The 15,403-nt window shown below is 75.1% G+C and carries 12 protein-coding genes; 7 read left to right on the top strand and 5 right to left on the bottom strand.

Going from position 1 to position 15,403, the window contains the following annotated elements; genetic code table 11:
* Positions 1-64: 64 nt before the first annotated feature.
* Positions 65-3,172 (bottom strand): hypothetical protein, encoded by a 3,108-nt coding sequence (locus tag MF672_RS00625; RefSeq protein WP_247815117.1) that lies wholly within the window; start codon positions 3,170-3,172, stop codon positions 65-67.
* 498 nt (positions 3,173-3,670) lie between these two features.
* Between MF672_RS00625 and MF672_RS00620 the strand changes: the two genes are divergently transcribed.
* Positions 3,671-4,810 carry an NAD(P)/FAD-dependent oxidoreductase gene (locus tag MF672_RS00620; RefSeq protein WP_242371619.1) on the top strand — a complete coding sequence of 380 codons (1,140 nt, stop codon included), beginning with the start codon at positions 3,671-3,673 and terminating at the stop codon, positions 4,808-4,810.
* A 467-nt stretch (positions 4,811-5,277) separates the two neighbouring features.
* Here MF672_RS00620 and MF672_RS00615 read toward each other — a convergent pair whose 3' ends face one another.
* The gene (locus tag MF672_RS00615; RefSeq protein ID WP_242371621.1) at positions 5,278-7,245 is read right to left on the bottom strand and encodes a CehA/McbA family metallohydrolase; all 1,968 of its coding nucleotides are present in this window, start codon (positions 7,243-7,245) and stop codon (positions 5,278-5,280) included.
* A 113-nt stretch (positions 7,246-7,358) separates the two neighbouring features.
* Between MF672_RS00615 and MF672_RS00610 the strand changes: the two genes are divergently transcribed.
* From MF672_RS00610 to MF672_RS00590, 5 genes are read left to right on the top strand one after another with little or no spacing between them, the layout of a single operon-like run.
* Entirely contained in the window at positions 7,359-8,087 is a 729-nt protein-coding gene (locus MF672_RS00610) for a toxin-antitoxin system HicB family antitoxin (RefSeq protein WP_308210459.1), read from the top strand.
* Between the two features lie 5 nt (positions 8,088-8,092).
* Positions 8,093-9,046 carry a DUF4097 family beta strand repeat-containing protein gene (locus MF672_RS00605; RefSeq protein ID WP_242371623.1) on the top strand — a complete coding sequence of 318 codons (954 nt, stop codon included), beginning with the start codon at positions 8,093-8,095 and terminating at the stop codon, positions 9,044-9,046.
* A gap of 22 nt (positions 9,047-9,068) precedes the next feature.
* Positions 9,069-10,034, top strand: coding sequence for an ATP-binding cassette domain-containing protein (locus MF672_RS00600; RefSeq protein ID WP_242371625.1), 966 nt, complete (start codon positions 9,069-9,071; stop codon positions 10,032-10,034).
* Positions 10,031-10,834, top strand: a complete 804-nt coding sequence (locus MF672_RS00595) for an ABC transporter permease (RefSeq protein ID WP_242371627.1) — start codon at positions 10,031-10,033, stop codon at positions 10,832-10,834. The genes MF672_RS00600 and MF672_RS00595 overlap by 4 nt, the downstream gene beginning before the upstream one ends.
* Positions 10,831-12,162, top strand: a complete 1,332-nt coding sequence (locus MF672_RS00590; protein ID WP_242371628.1) for an erythromycin esterase family protein — start codon at positions 10,831-10,833, stop codon at positions 12,160-12,162. Before MF672_RS00595 ends, MF672_RS00590 begins: the two co-directional genes overlap by 4 nt.
* Before the next feature lie 426 nt (positions 12,163-12,588).
* Here MF672_RS00590 and MF672_RS00585 read toward each other — a convergent pair whose 3' ends face one another.
* Both MF672_RS00585 and MF672_RS00580 read right to left on the bottom strand, forming a co-directional pair.
* Positions 12,589-14,013 (bottom strand): RNA polymerase sigma factor, encoded by a 1,425-nt coding sequence (locus tag MF672_RS00585; RefSeq protein WP_242371630.1) that lies wholly within the window; start codon positions 14,011-14,013, stop codon positions 12,589-12,591.
* Between the two features lie 203 nt (positions 14,014-14,216).
* Positions 14,217-14,570: a YciI family protein gene (locus MF672_RS00580; protein ID WP_242371632.1), complete on the bottom strand. Its 354-nt coding sequence runs from the start codon at positions 14,568-14,570 to the stop codon at positions 14,217-14,219.
* Positions 14,571-14,770: 200 nt separating this feature from the next.
* Between MF672_RS00580 and MF672_RS00575 the strand changes: the two genes are divergently transcribed.
* Positions 14,771-14,923, top strand: coding sequence for a hypothetical protein (locus tag MF672_RS00575; protein WP_242371634.1), 153 nt, complete (start codon positions 14,771-14,773; stop codon positions 14,921-14,923).
* Between the two features lie 139 nt (positions 14,924-15,062).
* Here the strand turns inward: MF672_RS00575 and MF672_RS00570 are convergent, their stop codons facing one another.
* On the bottom strand, positions 15,063-15,368 hold the full coding sequence (locus tag MF672_RS00570; RefSeq protein ID WP_242371636.1) for a 4a-hydroxytetrahydrobiopterin dehydratase: 306 nt from the start codon (positions 15,366-15,368) through the stop codon (positions 15,063-15,065).
* Positions 15,369-15,403: the final 35 nt, after the last annotated feature.

Here is a 15,403-nt window from a genome sequence, read left to right as displayed (position 1 = left end):
GGGGTGGTCCGGCCGGGTCCGGTGCGGAGCCGCCGGAGGGGGGTGCCTGGCGGGGGATCGGCCGTTACGAGGCGCGATGTCCCGCTGGCGTGGTCGTGGTCGTGGTGGTTGTGGTGGTCGCGCGGCAGGCGCGCTGCCAGAGGGCGGGCCAGCCGCCCGTGCCGAGCCACGCCGCCGGCACGCGCAGGCCACCGGCCGCCACCCGGTCACGGAACGCGTCCACGTCCGCGCCCAGCTCCCCGGCCCCCGCGAGCGCGCGCCGCCACGGGCCCGCCGGATCCTCCAGGTCGGAACGCGGATACCCCGGCACCGCCGACTCGCCAGGACCGGTGACCGGGACCGTCGGCTCTGACACGTCCCAGCAGGTCACGGCGACCACCAGCGCGCACAACACGTCCCGGCCCGGATCGCGCGCGACCTGACGGGCCAGGACCGGGTCGGCGTCCCGGGCGAGACGGCCGAGCGCCGCCCGGACCCGGCGGCCGACCAGCTCCATCGACCGGGCGGACGCGATCGCGCCGTGCCGGGAGAGCTTGCGCAGCGACCCCGGCAGCGGCGCGTCCGACAACAACAGGCCGAGCTGGTCGTGGCGGGCACGCAGCTCCGGGTCGAGCGCGTCGAGTGCCCGGGCGAGCGGGCGCACCCCTGTGGCCTGCCACAACACGGGCAGGCCCGTCACGGGGAGCGCGGCGAGGCAGGCCCGGTCCAGCCGGCCGGGGGACGGCAGCCTGCGCAGCGCCACGAGCACGTCCCGGCCACCGGCGGAGCGGTGATCCCTCGCCGGCGTCGTGACTCCGCCACCGGCGTGGTGGCGGTCGTCTGCGGGCGTCGTGACTCCGCCACCGGCGTGGTGGCGGTCGCCTGCGGGCGTCGTGACTCCGCCACCGGCGGTGTGGCGGTCACCTGCGGGCGTGGCGACTTCGCCACCGGCGGTTTGGCGGTCGCCTGCGGGCGGAGCCGCGTGTCCAGCGGTAGCGGACCGGTCCCGCCGGGCGGCGCCGCGCGGACGGCGGGACCCGTCCGGACCGCGGAGGGTGTCCAGGACGCGGAGGGTGTCCAGGGCGGCGACGGCGGCCGGGCGGGACAGCTCGCGTTCGGCCAGGTCCGCCAGCACCCCGTGCAGCTCGTCGAACGCGCGCCCGGCCCGGTGGGACGCCTTGCGCCCCGGCGCGCGTTCCCGCGCGGGCGGCTCCGCCGGCGGCAAGGCGTCCTGCTCCGGCAGCGCGACCGGCTCCGGCGGCAGCGTGGCCACCCAGTCCCGCAGCCGTTGCGCCCGCTCGGCGTCCAGGTCGGCGTTGAACCGGGCGCGCAGCTCGGCGACCTGCCAGCCCTCGCGCCGGCCGCGCCGCCGGATCTCCGCGTTCGCCACGATCGCGCCGTCCGGGCCGCGCAGCGCCAGCAACGCGCACAGGCCCTTCGTGGCGTCCTCGACGTAGTAGGGGCTCGCGATGCAGTTGCCCATGTACGACGACCAGCGGGCGAGCGCGCGCGGCTCGCGGGCGCACTCCACCCGCAGCTCCGTGCCCGGGATCGTCGTGCCGTCCACGGCGGCCAGCGGCCCGGGCAGCAGGAAGCCGCCGGACGGCGCGTACATGGCCTCCACCCCCTTGACCAGCGCGTCCGTCAGGTCGTGCCAGCTCGCGCAGTGGCGGGAGGACGGCCGCGCGCCCAGCGACACGAGCTGCGCGGCCCCGGCCAGGGCCGAGGAGATCGTGTCCAGGCGCGGCACGAGGCCGGTGTCCGGCTCCGGCAGGTGATCCACGTACGGGTACGGGTGCTGGAAGCCGATCTCCGCCCGTTCGTGGCCGTGGAGCCGGGCCAGCGCGTCGCCCAGCTCGCCGTACCAGAGCAGGTCGCCGGCCGTCTCGACCTCCTGCGGGGGCCGCTCGGTCGCGCGCTCGGCCAGCACCGGCGGGTCACCGGAGGGGACCGGGGGCTGCAGCCATTCGGACGGCGGACGCTCCGCCGTGTAGCCGACCGCGTCCCGCCAGGCGCGCATCCCGGTCGACGACCAGGCGGCCAGGGCGTCGCCCGCCTCGATGATCACCTCGCTGACCGCGTCCAGCGCGACGCCCGCGTAGTCGGCGGCCCTGGCGAGCCTCTGGCGGACGTACTGCTCGTTCGGCGCGTCCAGCCGGCGGGCCAGGTCGCGGACGTAGCAGCCGGGCCGCGCGGGCAGCCCGGCCAGCCCCGGAACGCGGCGCGCGGCCGCCCCCGCCTCGGCCGCGTCCATCAGCGCGGCGGCGGCGCGGAGCTGCGCGGCGGAGCGGGCCAGCCCTTCCCGGACGCCGTGGTCGGCGACGGCCGCGGCGGTGCGGAGCAGGACGGTCGCCGCCATGGCGTCGTGCATGGCGCGCATCATCCGGTTCGTCCAGTGCCAGGGGTGCGGGGTCCAGCGGGCGGCGTCGGCGAGGCTCGGCACACGGCCCAGGTCGCGGCGGACCTGCTCGACGATGATCGCGTCCTCGTGCGCGTCGCGCCGCCGGGCCAGCTCCTCCAGCCTGCTCTGCCTGCCCTGCGTCGCCAGACGCCGCGCCGTCCGCCGGGCCGCCTCCTGCCGGGCCGCCACCTGACGCCACAGGTCGAGGAGGGGGGCGAGGCGGCGGTGGCGGGGGAGCGGGGCGAGCAACTGCTGGAGGTGCGCGGCCAGCGCGGACGGCATGGCGTGCGGCTCAGGCGCCACCTCGACCGCCCGCTCGGCCCCGCCGGCCGCGTGACCCGGCGTGCCGTCGGCGGGGCGGTCGAGTGCGGCGCCGGCCGGAGGCCGGGGCGTGACGTCGGCCGCGTGACCCGGCGTGACGTCGGGCGTTGCGGTGGCCGCGGGATCGGGCGCGGTGCCGAGGGCGAGGACGCGTTCGAGTTGTTCCGCTCCCAGCAGGGCACTGGCGGCCGAGGCGAGCTGCAGCGCCGCCCAGCGCCCGTCTGCGATGGCGCGGTTCGCCGCGGCGGCCACCCGCTTGGTGGCCTCCACCCCGAACAACGCCGTCAGCACGCCCGCCCGCTCGCCCAGCCGAGGCAGCCCGTCCAGCCCGAGGACGCGCAACGCCACCAGCACCGCGTCGCGCCGATCACCCCGAGCCCCGGCCAGCCGCCCCGAGACGAACCCGCCACCCAGATCAACCCCGGCACCCGCGGCGATGAGGCCGCCGGGAGCCGCGAGCAGCCGGGCCAATCCGGCGAGGGCAGGCCCTGGATCGGCACCCGCCGGCCCGACCACGACGGGCGCACCAGCCTGCCGAGCACCCCGCAGCCCACCTGACCGCCCGCCCCGCCCCTCAACCCCCGCTCGTCCTTGGCCACCGGTCAGCCCACCGTCGCCCGCCGGCCCACCCGGTTCCGCCCGCTCACCCGGTTCTGTCCACCCACCGATGCCCGTCCAGCCGCCGGGGCCCGTGCCCCCGTCGTCGGCGATTCGTCCGTCGTCATCGGCCAGTACGTTCAGACCGGCGACATCAGCCACGGCATGGCCGGAGGCGTCCCAGACCCGCTGGTCCCGCCCCGTCGTCACGCCGAACGCCAGTCGCACCACAAAGCCCCATGATTCGGCCCTTGTGCCGCCCGGGCAACCGGTATTCCGCATGGCATGCTGGCGATGCGCCCCGACGGCGCACCGATCGCGCACCGACCGCGTCCCGGTCGTGCCCGATCGCGGACCGGAAGGAGGACGGCGTTGCGAGTCGTCGTCATCGGCGCGGGAGTGGTGGGAGCGGCGGTCGCGGCCGGGCTGACCCGGCGCGGCGCGCAGGTCACCGTCCTGGAGGCGCGGACGCCCGGAGCTGGCACCTCGGCCACCTCCATGGCCTGGGTCAACGCCAACAACAAACTGCCTGAGGCGTACTTCCACCTCAACCACGCCGCCGTCCGGGCGCACCACGACCTGCCGGGTGAGTGGTTCTTCCCGACCGGGCACCTCGAATGCGCGGTGAGTCACCAGCACAAGGAGCTGCTGGAGTCCCGGGTGACACGCTTGGAGTCGGCGGGCTACCCGGTGGAGCGGGTGACCGCGCGGCGGGCCCGCGAGCTGGAGCCCGACCTGGTGTCGCCGCCCGGCGCCGTGTACGCGTTCTTCCCGGAGGAGGGGCACGTGCATCCGATGCGGCTGATCGCACGGCTGCTGGGCGAGGCGCGCGACGCCGGTGCGGAGGTGGTGTGCGGGGCCGAGGTCACGGCGATCGAGGCGGCCGAGCCGGGGGTGCGGGTGGGCGTGGCGGGCGGGGGCACGTACGCGGCCGACGCGGTCGTGACCTGCGCCGGGCGCTGGACGCAGGGGGTCGCGGCGCTGGCCGGCGCGTACGTGCCCATGCTGGACCCGGCCCGCGCCGGACAGCTCACCAACGGCTTCCTGGTCACCACGACGCCGGTGCCCGCCCGCCTGTCGCGGATGATCACCACCGACCGGCTCAACCTGCGCCCCGACGGAGCCGGCCGGCTCGTCGTCCAAGCGCTGGGCCTGGATGGACGGGCTGAGCCGGGCGTGCCGGTGCCGGACGACGTGCGGCAGGACATCCTGGCCCGGCTGTCCGCGGTGCTGCCCGCCGCCGAGGGCGCCGAGGCCGAGCGGGCGGTGGTCGGGCATCGCTCCCTGCCCGGCGACGGACTGACGGTCGCGGGCTTCGCCGATCCGGCGCGCCGCGTGTACACGGTGGCCACCCACAGCGGGGTGACGCTCGCCCCACTGCTGGGACGGGAGGTCGCCGGGGAACTGTACGGCGAGGAGTCCGCACTGCTGGCCGCCTTTCGCCCCGGCCGCTTCACCGACGGAACCGCCGGCCCACCCCCGACCCCGGCCCGCCGCGCCGGCCAGCAGTAACCCCCAGCACCCGCCCACTCCCGATGACGACGGAACGACCGCCAGAACCGCCGCCGACCACCCGACCGGCACCAACCGGCACCAACCGGCAGTAGCCGGGCCACCGTCAGGGGCTGGCGTCGGTCTCGTCGGTGGGTTCAGGACGCGGTGGAGGCGGTCTCCCCGTGGGTTCAGGACGCGGTGGGGCGGTCTCGTGGGTGAGTTCGGGACGCGGTGGGGCGGTCCCGTCGTGGGTTCAGGACTCGCTGGGGGCGGTCTCCCCGTGGGTTCAGGACGCGGTGGGGTGGTCTCGTGGGTGAGTTCGGGACGCGGTGGGGCGGTCCCGTCGTAGGTTCAGGACTCGCTGGGGGCGGTCTCCCCGTCGGTCCAGGACGCGGTGGGGCGGCCTCGTCGGTGGGTTCAGGACGTGGGGGCGGTCTCGTGGATGGGTCGAGGGTGCGTGACAAGGGTGGCCTCGTCGGCGGGTCTCAGGGGGCGTGACGGAGTCGGTCCAGGTACACCTGGCGGGCCCGTTCGTGCAGCTCCCGGTGGGCGTCGCGCTGCTCACGGGAGGTGAACCGGCCGTCCACGTCCAGCAGCTCCTCCAGCAGGCCGAGCCACCGCAGGCACCACGCGACGTCGGCCCGCCGCACCACCGGCTCCCCCAGGTAGACGGGGCTGGTGTGCGCGTACGCGCCGGCGGGGTGCAGCGCCCGGGGATGCGGCCCGCCGCCCGCCACGGCCACCACGTACGTCGGCCCGTCCACGGTCAGCTCGGCCGTGAGCCGCCCGGGGCCGCCCTCGGCGAGCACGCCGCCGGCGGTCCTGAGCTGCAGCCATTCGACCTCGGGCCCGACCGTCGCCGCGGTGACCGTGACGGTCTCGCCCCTGGCCGCGCGCAGTGTGTCGCCCGGCCCGTGGCCGCCCACGTCGAGTTCGAGCCAGGGGCCGGTGGTGGCGAACGTCCGCCCCCGCCGGACGGCATCGGCGAAGGAGGAGGCGGTGAGCGGCCCGTCGAGTCGGGCGTAGACCCGCGCCCAGCCGGGCGGGCTGGACGCCGTGCCGCGCCGCGAGATGGACAGGACGGCGTCCGTCCCAGCGGTCGCCGCCAGCCGGTTGCCGGCCCCGATCAACCGCCGGTAGACGACGGCGGTCGCCCGTACGGAGGAGTGGTTGATCACGTCGAGGCCGTCCACCAGGCCGAGCGCGGCGTCCACCACCAGCTCTCTGGCGGAGCAGTTGCGTCCGGCGGCGACCGCCCGCTCCGGCGGGTCGGTGTCGGTCAGGTCGGTGTGGAACGGGTGGCCGTAGCCGGTGAGCGCGCCGAGGGCGCGCAGCTCGGCGAGCGCGTCGGCGTTGGGCCACGCGTCGGGGTCGTCGCCGAAGCCGCTGTGGAAGCGGGCGGGCACGCCGGTCGGGCCGAAGCCGGTGACGTGCCCGAGCAGGTCGTTGCGGTACTCGACGCCGAAGCGGGCGACGTGGGTGGCGTCCGACCAGGGCAGGTCGCGCCCGGCGTGCTCCTCCAGCGCCTCGCGGTCGTAGACCCGCTCGCCCGCCACGTTCCCGGCGACCAGGTTGAGCACGTGCAGGTCCTCGCCGTGCTGGGCGGCGGCGGCCCGGGCGGGGGTGGCGGGCTCGTCGCCCATCCAGTTGAGGTGGACGTGCAGGTCGCCGCCGTACCAGCCGCGCGCGGCGGCGTCGTACAGCCGCCCGGGAGTCAGCTCGACGGTCACCTGCCGGCCCGGCGCGGGGGTCACCTGGGCGGTGGCGGTGCCGTACTCCATGCCGCGCGTCACTGACACCGTCAGCGGCTCGGCGGGGACGTCGAGCTCCAGGTCGTCGCCGTGGAAGTACGGCCGCAGGTGGGCGTCGAGGGCGTGGACCGCGCGGTGCGGGTACCAGCCCTGCCCGCCCCGGCCGGTGACGCTCCACCTGCACGGGAACCCGGCGCGCAGCCGCAGCCGCGCGGCTGGAACGCGCCTGGTGAGCGGGCCGAGATCCAAGGCAGCTCCGGCGATCACGGTCGCGGCGCTGGTGATCGGCACCAGCCGCGCTCCGCCCGGCGGCACGACGTGCGCGACGCCGTCCACGGTCACGGTGGTCTGCTCCGGCAGGCGGGAGTCCAGCAGGAGGGTGGTGCGCAGCGGGGCGTCGCCCAGCACCGCCAGCGTCACGGCCGCCAGCTGAGGGCCGGCGGGGGTGAGGCGCAGGACCGCCAGGTTGTCCGGGACCGCGCCGTCGAGCGCGTCGCGCACCACGCGGTCGAGATCGAGCTCGCCCATGCGGGAGTCGAGGTCACGGCGGGTGGCGCCGTCGCCGAGCTGGCGGAGGCAGGCGCTCCAGTAGTCGGGGCCGTTCATCAGGTACGCGCTGGTGCGCACCTCGCCGACGTAGGGGATCAGCTCCTCGCCCCACGTCACCCCGTGGCGTTCGAGCAGGTGGTGGTACTCGTGCACGGAACTCCCTTCACCGGGCCGGTCCTCCTCCGGCCCGACGGGCGGAGGCGGTGGTGTCATCCTGCCACAGATTGTGGATTGCGATGACGCCATCATGGTGTCATAGTGGCGTCATGGATCTGGCGCCGTACATCGACCACCTCCGCCGCGAGCTGACGGTCGCCGCGGGGGCGCGCGGCGAGGAGGCGCACGCGCTGACCGTGCGCCTCACCGCCGCGCTCGAACCGGCCGTCAGGCTCGCGCTGCTGGAGGCGGTGTCCACCGCCGCCGACGAGATCACCCGTGACCTCGCCCCCGGCTGCGTCGAGGTGCGCCTCGTCGGGCGCGACGTCGGCTTCGTCGTGACGCCACCGCTGCACCACGATGGCGGCGCGTACGCGGAGGAAGAGGAAAGCGACGAGAGGTCGCCGGCCGGCCGCTTTGAGCGACCAGAGGGCGGCGTGCCGCCGCCGATCGTCCGCCCTGGGTGGCCCGAGGGCGACGCGACGCCGATGGCCGCCCGCCCCGGGTCGCCCGAGGGCGACGAGGGCGGCACCGCCCGGATCTCGCTCCGGGTGCCCGAGCACCTCAAGCCGCGCCTGGACGAGGCGGCCGCGCGTGAGGGGCTGTCGGTCAACGCCTGGCTGGTCCGCGCCGTCGCCGCCACGCTCGACGGCGGCGAGCCAGGCCGCCGCGGCGACCGCCGCTCCGGCCAGCGCTCCGACCAAGGTCCCGGTCAGCGTCCTGACCAGCGTTTCGAGCCGCGTTCCAGCCAGCGTTTCGGTCGACGTCCCGGTCGGCGCTTCGGCGGGCCCTCGCGGTCCCAGCCCGGCGGCGGGTGCCACAGGGGCTGGGTGCGGTGATGACGATGTCCGTTCACGAACCTGACCACGAGCCCGACCACGACGGGGAAACCGCGATGCCCACCTTCGACACCCCAGAGCCCATCCACGCCCTCATCGACGTGGCGGGCGCCACCATCCGCATCCACGCGGGCGAGCGCGCCGACACCGTCGTCGAGGTCCGCCCGTCCGACGAGTTCGACGACGCCGACGTGCAGGCCGCCCGGCACACACAGATCGATTACGCGGGCGGCCGGCTGCTCGTCCGCCTCGACCGCGGCGGCTCCGACTCCGGCTGGAGCCTGTCGCTCGACAAGCTGGTCGAGTCGCCCGCCACCTGGGCCCGTTCCCTGCTGCTCGGCTGGGAGGGCTCGGTCGAGGTGACGGTCCACCTGCCGGCCGGCTCCCGCGTCGAGGCCAAGACCGCCAAGGGCCTCTACTGTCACGGCCCGCTCGGCGATCTGGCGTTCGCCACCTCCTACGGCGACATCAGCGTCGAGCAGGCCGGCCGGGTGCGGCTGAAGACCGCCCACGGTCACGTCTCGCTCGACCGGGCCGCCGGCTTCGCCGAGATCACCACCACCAACGGCGACATCCGGGTCGGCACGGTCGACGGCCCGGCAGTCGTCAAGACCTCTCATGGCCAGCTCCGCATCGGCGAGGTCACCGGCGAGCTGCGCCTCAACTCCGCCTACGGCGACATCACCGTCGACCGCGCGCGGGCCGGCGTCGCCGCCAAGACCGCCTACGGCAGCGTGCGCATCGGCGAGGTGGCCCGCGGCGCGGTCGTCATGGAGACCACCGGCGGCGGCCTCGACCTCGGCATCCGCGAGGGCAGCGCCGCCTGGCTCGACGTCAGCTCGCGCTACGGGCTGGTGGACGTCGGCCTCGACTCCACCGAAGGCCCCGGCTCCTCCGAGGACGTCGTCGAGGTGCGGGCCCACACCGCCTACGGCGACATCCGCATCCGCCGTTCCTGACCCATCGACCAGGGAGACCCCCATGTCCGACGCGATCAAGGCCACCGGCTTGGTCAAGAAGTACGGCGACGTCACCGCCCTCGACGGGCTGGAGCTGAGCGTCCCCGAGGGCACGGTGTTCGGGCTGCTCGGCCCCAACGGCGCGGGCAAGACCACCACCGTGCGGATCCTGACGACGTTACTCCAGCCCGACGCGGGTCACGCCGAGGTGGCCGGGTTGGACGTCGTGCGCGACGCCCGCCGGCTGCGTGCCCGCATCGGCGCCTCCGGCCAGTACGCCGCCGTGGACGACCACCTCACCGGCGCCGAGAACCTGGAGATGGTCGGCCGCCTCTACCACCTCGGCGTCCGGCGCAGCCGGCAGCGCGCCCGCGAGCTGCTGGAGCGCTTCGACCTCACCGGGGCCGCCGACCGGCCGGTGCAGGGCTGGTCGGGCGGCATGCGGCGACGGCTCGACCTGGCCGGCGCGCTGGTCGCCCAGCCGCCTGTGTTGTTCCTCGACGAGCCCACCACCGGCCTCGACCCGCGCGCCCGGGCGAGCCTGTGGGCCACCATCACCGAGCTCGTGGCCGAGGGCACCACCGTGCTGCTCACCACTCAGTACATGGAGGAGGCCGACCGGCTCGCCGACCGCGTCGCGGTGGTCGACCACGGCCGGGTGATCGCGCTCGGCACCGCCGACGAGCTGAAGGACCAGGTCGGCGGCGACCGCATCGAGCTGTCGGTGACCAGCCGCGCCGACCTGGAGAGCACCGCGCGCACGCTGGCGCCGCTCGCCGTCGAGGAGATCCAGGTCGACATCGCCGCGCTCCGGGTGACCGTCCCGGTCGCAGGCGGCGCGGCCGCGCTGACCAAGGCGCTCGGCCACCTGGCGGCCGAGCGGATCGCCGTGCGCGACGCCGGTCTGCGCCGGCCCACGCTGGACGACGTGTTCCTGACCCTCACCGGGCACGGTGCCGACGACAAGATCGAGGAGAGCGTACGATGAACGCCCTGCGTCTCGCCGTCGCCGACGGCGTCACCATCACCAAGCGCAACGCGCTGAAGATCCGCCGCGTGCCCGACCTGCTGGGCGGCGTGATCATGCTGCCGGTCGTGTTCGTGCTGCTGTTCACCTACGTCTTCGGCAGCATGATCAGCCTGCCCGGCATGTCGTACGGCGAGTACCTGCTGCCCGGCATCTTCGTCATGACGATCGTCAGCAGCGCCCAGATCACCGGCTACACCCTGACCCAGGACCTCCAGAAGGGCATCTTCGACCGGTTCCGCACACTGCCGATGGCGCCTTCGGCGGTGCTCGTCGGCCAGACCGTCAGCGACCTGATCATGAACTTGACCAGCATCGTCACGATGGCGCTTGTCGGGCTGCTGGTCGGCTGGCGGGTGCACAGCTCGCCCGCCGAGGCCGCGCTCGGCTTCTTCATGCTGGTGCTGTTCTCCTACGCCTTCTCCTGGGTGACCGCCACCGTCGCGCTGGCCCTGCGCACCCCCGAGGTGTTCAACAACGTGGCGACCATCCTGTCGTTCCCGATCGTCTTCCTGTCCAACGCCTTCGTCGACAGCACCCGCCTGCCCGGGCCGCTCCGGCCGGTCGCCGAGTGGAACCCGGTCTCCACGCTGGTGCAGGGCGCGCGCGAGCTGTTCGGCAACACCAGCCCGGCCATGCCCGTGCCCGACGCCTGGCCCCTGCGGCACGCGGTGCCGGTGTCGCTGCTCTGGTCGGTCCTGCTGCTGGCCGTGTTCGTGCCGCTGGCCCTGCGGCTCTACCGGAAGGCGGTCAGTCGGTGAGCGCCGCGCTGAGCAAGGAGGCGGTCGTCCCGCTGGCGACGCTGGACCCGTCCGCGCCGCTGGACGACCTGGCCTGGCTAGATGAGGCGATCGGCGACGCGCGCGTGGTGGCGATCGGGGAGAGCTCCCACTACAACGCCGAGTTCTACCTCCTGCGTCACCGTCTGCTGCGTTATCTGGTCGAGCGGCACGGGTTCAGCGCGTACGCGCTTGAGTCCGGCTTCACCGAGGGTCGTCCGGTCGACGGCTGGGTGCGCGGCGAGGGCGGCCCGGAGGAGCTGGGCCGGGTCCAGGCCGACGGCGTGACCTCGCTGATGGGCGTATGGACGCAGCTCCGTGACCAGTTGCGGTGGATGCGGGCGCACAACGCCACCGCCGCGCGCCCCGTCGGCTTCCACGGCATCGACCTGGGCGGCTCCAACGTGTCCCCGCTGCCGGCGCTGGACGCCGTGCTCGCCTACCTCGCCGACGCCGACCCCGCGTACCGGCCGGACCCGGCCCTGCGGGAGACCGTGGCCGCCGTCGCGCCGGCCTCCGTCTTCTCCGCGCCGCAGGCCGTCGCCGCCTTCGCCGCCCTGCCGCGCGAACGCAAGGACGCGCTGACGGCGGGCCTGTCCCGCCTCATGGCGCGCTTGATCGCCCGGCGCCTCGACCTCACCGCCCGCGCCGGCGCCGACGCCTACGAACGCGCCCGCCACGCGCTGAGCCTCGCCATCGCCCTCGACACGGTGATCGGCGAGCTCACCGGCGGCGCCCCCGACGGCATCGGCTACGCCGTCCGCGACGCCGCCATGGCGGACACCGTCGCCTGGGTCCTGCGCCGTGAGGACCGCATCGTGCTGGCCGCCCACAACGGCCACCTGCAACGCGGTCCCGGCGTCCTGCCCGGCCAGCCGCCGTTCGACCCGATGGGCCTGCACCTCGCCGACCGGCTCGGCACCGGCTACCTCGTCATCGCCACGACCTGCGGCACGGGGCAGGTACTCACCACCTCGCACGCCGACTTCCGCAGCGGCCGGTTCTTCGCGCCCCTGGAGCCGCCGGAGCCGGGCAGCCTCGACGCGCTCATGGCGGCCACCGCCGACGGGCCCTTCGCCACCGACCTGCGGCGCCTGTCCCCGGCGGACGCCGCCCTGGTCCGCGCCGCCGGGCGGCAACGCCTCGGCACCCTCTACACCGAGGTGGACGCCCTGTCGGCGTACGACATCGTCATCCACCTACCGCACGTCACACCCGCCAACCCCGACCCCGACGCGCTCGCCCACACCCCCGAGGAGGTACGCGCCACCTTCGCGGGCACCACGGACGATCCTCCGTCCACGACGTGACCACCGCTCCGGTCGAGGACGCACTCATGGGCGGCGGTGACGGCGGGACGGGGAGGCGGCCTCGCGTGGACGTGACGACGAACCGGGCGGTGGCGTCAGGGGGGCCGGTCAACAGTGGAGGGTATCTGAGGCGTCGGGTGGTGGGGGAAGGTCGGGTGGTGGGGGGAGGCACCCCTGACCGACACCCCCTGCCCCGCCACCACTCGACGACCGAAACCTCAATCCCGACCGACACCTCCCGGGTCTGGGGCGTCAAGTGGCGGTGGGGGGCAGGGGTATCGGACGGGGTTTGGGTCTCGGGCATCGGGTGGCGGTGGGGGGCAGGGGTGTCGGACGAGGTTTGGGTCTCGGGCATCGGGTGGCGGCAGGGCAGGGGTGTCGGTGGGGGGCGGGGTTTCTGGGGTGTCGGGCGGTGGGCAGGAGGTGTCAGGCGAGGTCGGGGGGTTCCAGGGCGGACAGGCGGCGGCGGAGGTGGGCGCGTTCGGGGTCGTTGCCCACCAGGCGTAGCGCCTCGCGGTAGGCGGTCGCCGCCTCCGCCCGCCGGCCGAGCCGTTCCAGCAGGTCGGCGCGGGCCGTCAGGTACGGCGCGTACTCGCGCAGGCGCGGCTCCCCGGCCAGGGCGTCGAGCAGGGCCAGGCCCTGCTCCGGCCCGTCGCGCAGGGCCACCGCCGCCGCCCGGTTCAGCTCCACCACCGGCGACGGGGCGAGGGCGAGCAGCACGTCGTAGAGCGCCACGATCTGCGGCCAGTCGGTGGTGGCGACGTTCGCCGCCTCGTCGTGCAGCGCGGCGATGGCGGCCTGCACGCCGTACGGGCCGGGCGGCCCGGCCAGCGCGACGGGCACCAGCGCCAGCCCCTCCTCGATCATCGACCGGTCCCAGCGCCCCCTGTCCTGCTCCTCCAGCAGGACGAGCTCGCCCTCCGGCCCGGTGCGGGCCGCCCGCCGGGCGTGGATCAGCAGCAGCAACGCCAGCAGCCCGGCGACCTCGCGCTCGGCGGGCAGCAGGCGGCGCAGGATCCGGGCCAGCCGGATGGCCTCCTCGGCCAGGTCGAGCCGTTGCAGGTGCGGCCCGGAGCTGGCCGCGTAGCCCTCGGTGAAGATCGAGTAGATCACCTGGAGCACGCCGGGCAGCCGTTCGGGCAGTTCGTCCGCGTCGGGCACCCGGAACGGGACGCGCGCCTCGCGGATCTTCTTCTTGGCCCGCACGATCCGCTTGGCCATGGTGGGGGCCGGCACCAGGAAGGCCCGCGCGACCTCGGGCGTGCTCAGCCCGGCCAGGCAGCGCAGCATGAGGGCGCCCCGGTCCTCGGCGGCCAGGGCCGGGTGTGAGCAGGTGAAGAAGAGCTGCAGCCGCTCGTCGGGCAGGCCGTCCGCGTCGGCGGCGTCGGCGGGCGGGGCGGGGGCCGCCCGCTCGGCCTCCACGTGCAGGAGGGCGAGACGGGCGGCGTACGCCTGGTCGCGCCGGAGCCGGTCCACGGCCCGCCGCCGCGCGGTCGTCATCAGCCATGCCCCCGGCCTGGCCGGGACGCCGTCCACCGGCCAGTGGACCAGGGCCGCCTCGAGGGCGTCCGCGGTCACCTCCTCGGCCAGGTCCAGGTCCCCGAAGCGGCGGACGAGGGCGGCGAGGAGGCGGCCGTGCTCCTCCCGGAAGACCGCCTCCACGGACGCCCCCGCCTGCGGCTTCGTGGTGGGTGTCCGAGCCGGCGTCGTGGCGGGCGCCTCCTCCACGGGCGCTGCCGTCTGCGGCTCCATGAGTGTCCGAGCCGGCGTCGTGGCGGGCGCCTCCTCCACGGGCGCTGCCGTCTGCGGCTCCATGGGCGTCCGGGCCGGCGTCGCGGCGGGCTTCTTCACGGGCGCTACCGCCAGCGGTTGCATGGGTGTCCGGGTCGGCGCCGTGGTGGGCTCCTCCACGGGCGCCGCCTCCACCGGTGCCTTCCCCGGCTGCTCCGCCGGCGCCCTCCCGGGCTGCTCCGCCGGTGCCTTTCCGGGCTGCTCCGGGGGTGGCTTCGGGGTGGGGCCGGTGGGGCGTGCGTCCCGTGCGTCCATCGGGTCGGCTAGAACTCGGCCACCGGGCGGACCACGATCGAGCCGCCGCCGCGCGCCCCCGGGCAGCGGGCCGCCCAGTCGAGCGCCACGTCGAGGTCGGGCACGTCGATGACGTAGTAGCCGCCCAGGACCTCCCGGGTTTCGGCGAACGGCCCGTCCGTGACGGTGCGCTCGCCGCCCGGCCCGACGCGGACCGTGGTCGCGGTGGTCAGGTCCGCCAGCGAGTTGCCGGCGACGAAGATCCCCGCCTCCTTGACGGCCTTGTCGTAGGCCATCCAGTCCGACACCTCGCACCCCTCGGCGGGGAACGCGCCGGGCTCGGGCTCGGTGGCGGCACTGTTGATCATCAGCATGTACTTCATGGTCGGACTCCTGTCGGGGTCGGTTCGGGTCACCTTACGCAATGACGACGAACGGACCGGCCGGGGATGGACACCGGGCCGGGACGAATGCGCGAGAATTTCCGACAGGGTGGTGGAAGGGGCGGAATAGCGGCGGGGTGGGGGTGGTTGGAGCGACTTAGTACGGAATTCAACTACAGCGGGGTTCGGGAAGGAACGTCATGGAGATCGTCTTCATGCTCGTCATGGCCCTTGTCGTCGGGAGCGTGCTCACCGGTGCGATGACCGCCCTCGTGCTGAGCGGCATCCGGGACCGGGAGTGGCCGGTGCTGCGGCGGCGGCGCGTGGTCTACCGCGGCTTCATCCCCCGCTGACCGCTGACCGATGACCGCTGACCCCTGATCGCTGATCGTCTATCGCTGACGCACCGGCCTGCCATCCCCGCCGTCCGGTGTCGTCCTCCGGGTGCTGTCGGCCGGCGCCGCCGCCGCTCAGTGCCTCGGGGCAGTACGGTCAGCCGCGGTCGGGGGCGGCGCCGTCGAGGACGTGGTCGATGCGGGCGGCGAGCTCCACGTCACGGGCCGTCACCCCGCCCGCGCTGTGGGTGGACAGCCGGAAGCGCATGCCCTGGCCGGTGTGCTCGATGTCGGGATGGTGGTCGAGCACGTCGGCCTCGTTCATCACCGCCTCGGTCAGCCAGCCGTGGCTGTCGGGGGTCACCGGCACGTCCTTGACCAGGGCGTCGCCGTCGCGCCGCCAGCCCTCCAGCGCCGCCATCGCGGTGTCGATCTCCTCGTCGGTCAGCAGTGCCTCGGCCATGAAGCCCTCCCGTGTCGTCCTGATTGTCCAGGTTC

The sequence above is a fragment of the Actinomadura luzonensis genome (assembly GCF_022664455.2).
Classification (GTDB): domain Bacteria; phylum Actinomycetota; class Actinomycetes; order Streptosporangiales; family Streptosporangiaceae; genus Nonomuraea; species Nonomuraea luzonensis.
The sequence above is the reverse complement of the archived record's forward strand: the minus strand, read 5'-3'. Positions and strand labels throughout refer to the sequence as shown.

Bases quoted from the DNA above. Each gene is read 5' to 3' on its own strand.
- MF672_RS00575 (WP_242371634.1), top strand. From the start codon at position 14,771: ATGGAGATCGTCTTCATGCTCGTCATGGCCCTTGTCGTCGGGAGCGTG.
- MF672_RS00600 (WP_242371625.1), top strand. From the start codon at position 9,069: ATGTCCGACGCGATCAAGGCCACCGGCTTGGTCAAGAAGTACGGCGAC.
- MF672_RS00595 (WP_242371627.1), top strand. From the start codon at position 10,031: ATGAACGCCCTGCGTCTCGCCGTCGCCGACGGCGTCACCATCACCAAG.
- MF672_RS00605 (WP_242371623.1), top strand. From the start codon at position 8,093: ATGTCCGTTCACGAACCTGACCACGAGCCCGACCACGACGGGGAAACC.
- MF672_RS00610 (WP_308210459.1), top strand. From the start codon at position 7,359: ATGGATCTGGCGCCGTACATCGACCACCTCCGCCGCGAGCTGACGGTC.
- MF672_RS00580 (WP_242371632.1), bottom strand. From the start codon at position 14,570: ATGAAGTACATGCTGATGATCAACAGTGCCGCCACCGAGCCCGAGCCC.
- MF672_RS00570 (WP_242371636.1), bottom strand. From the start codon at position 15,368: ATGGCCGAGGCACTGCTGACCGACGAGGAGATCGACACCGCGATGGCG.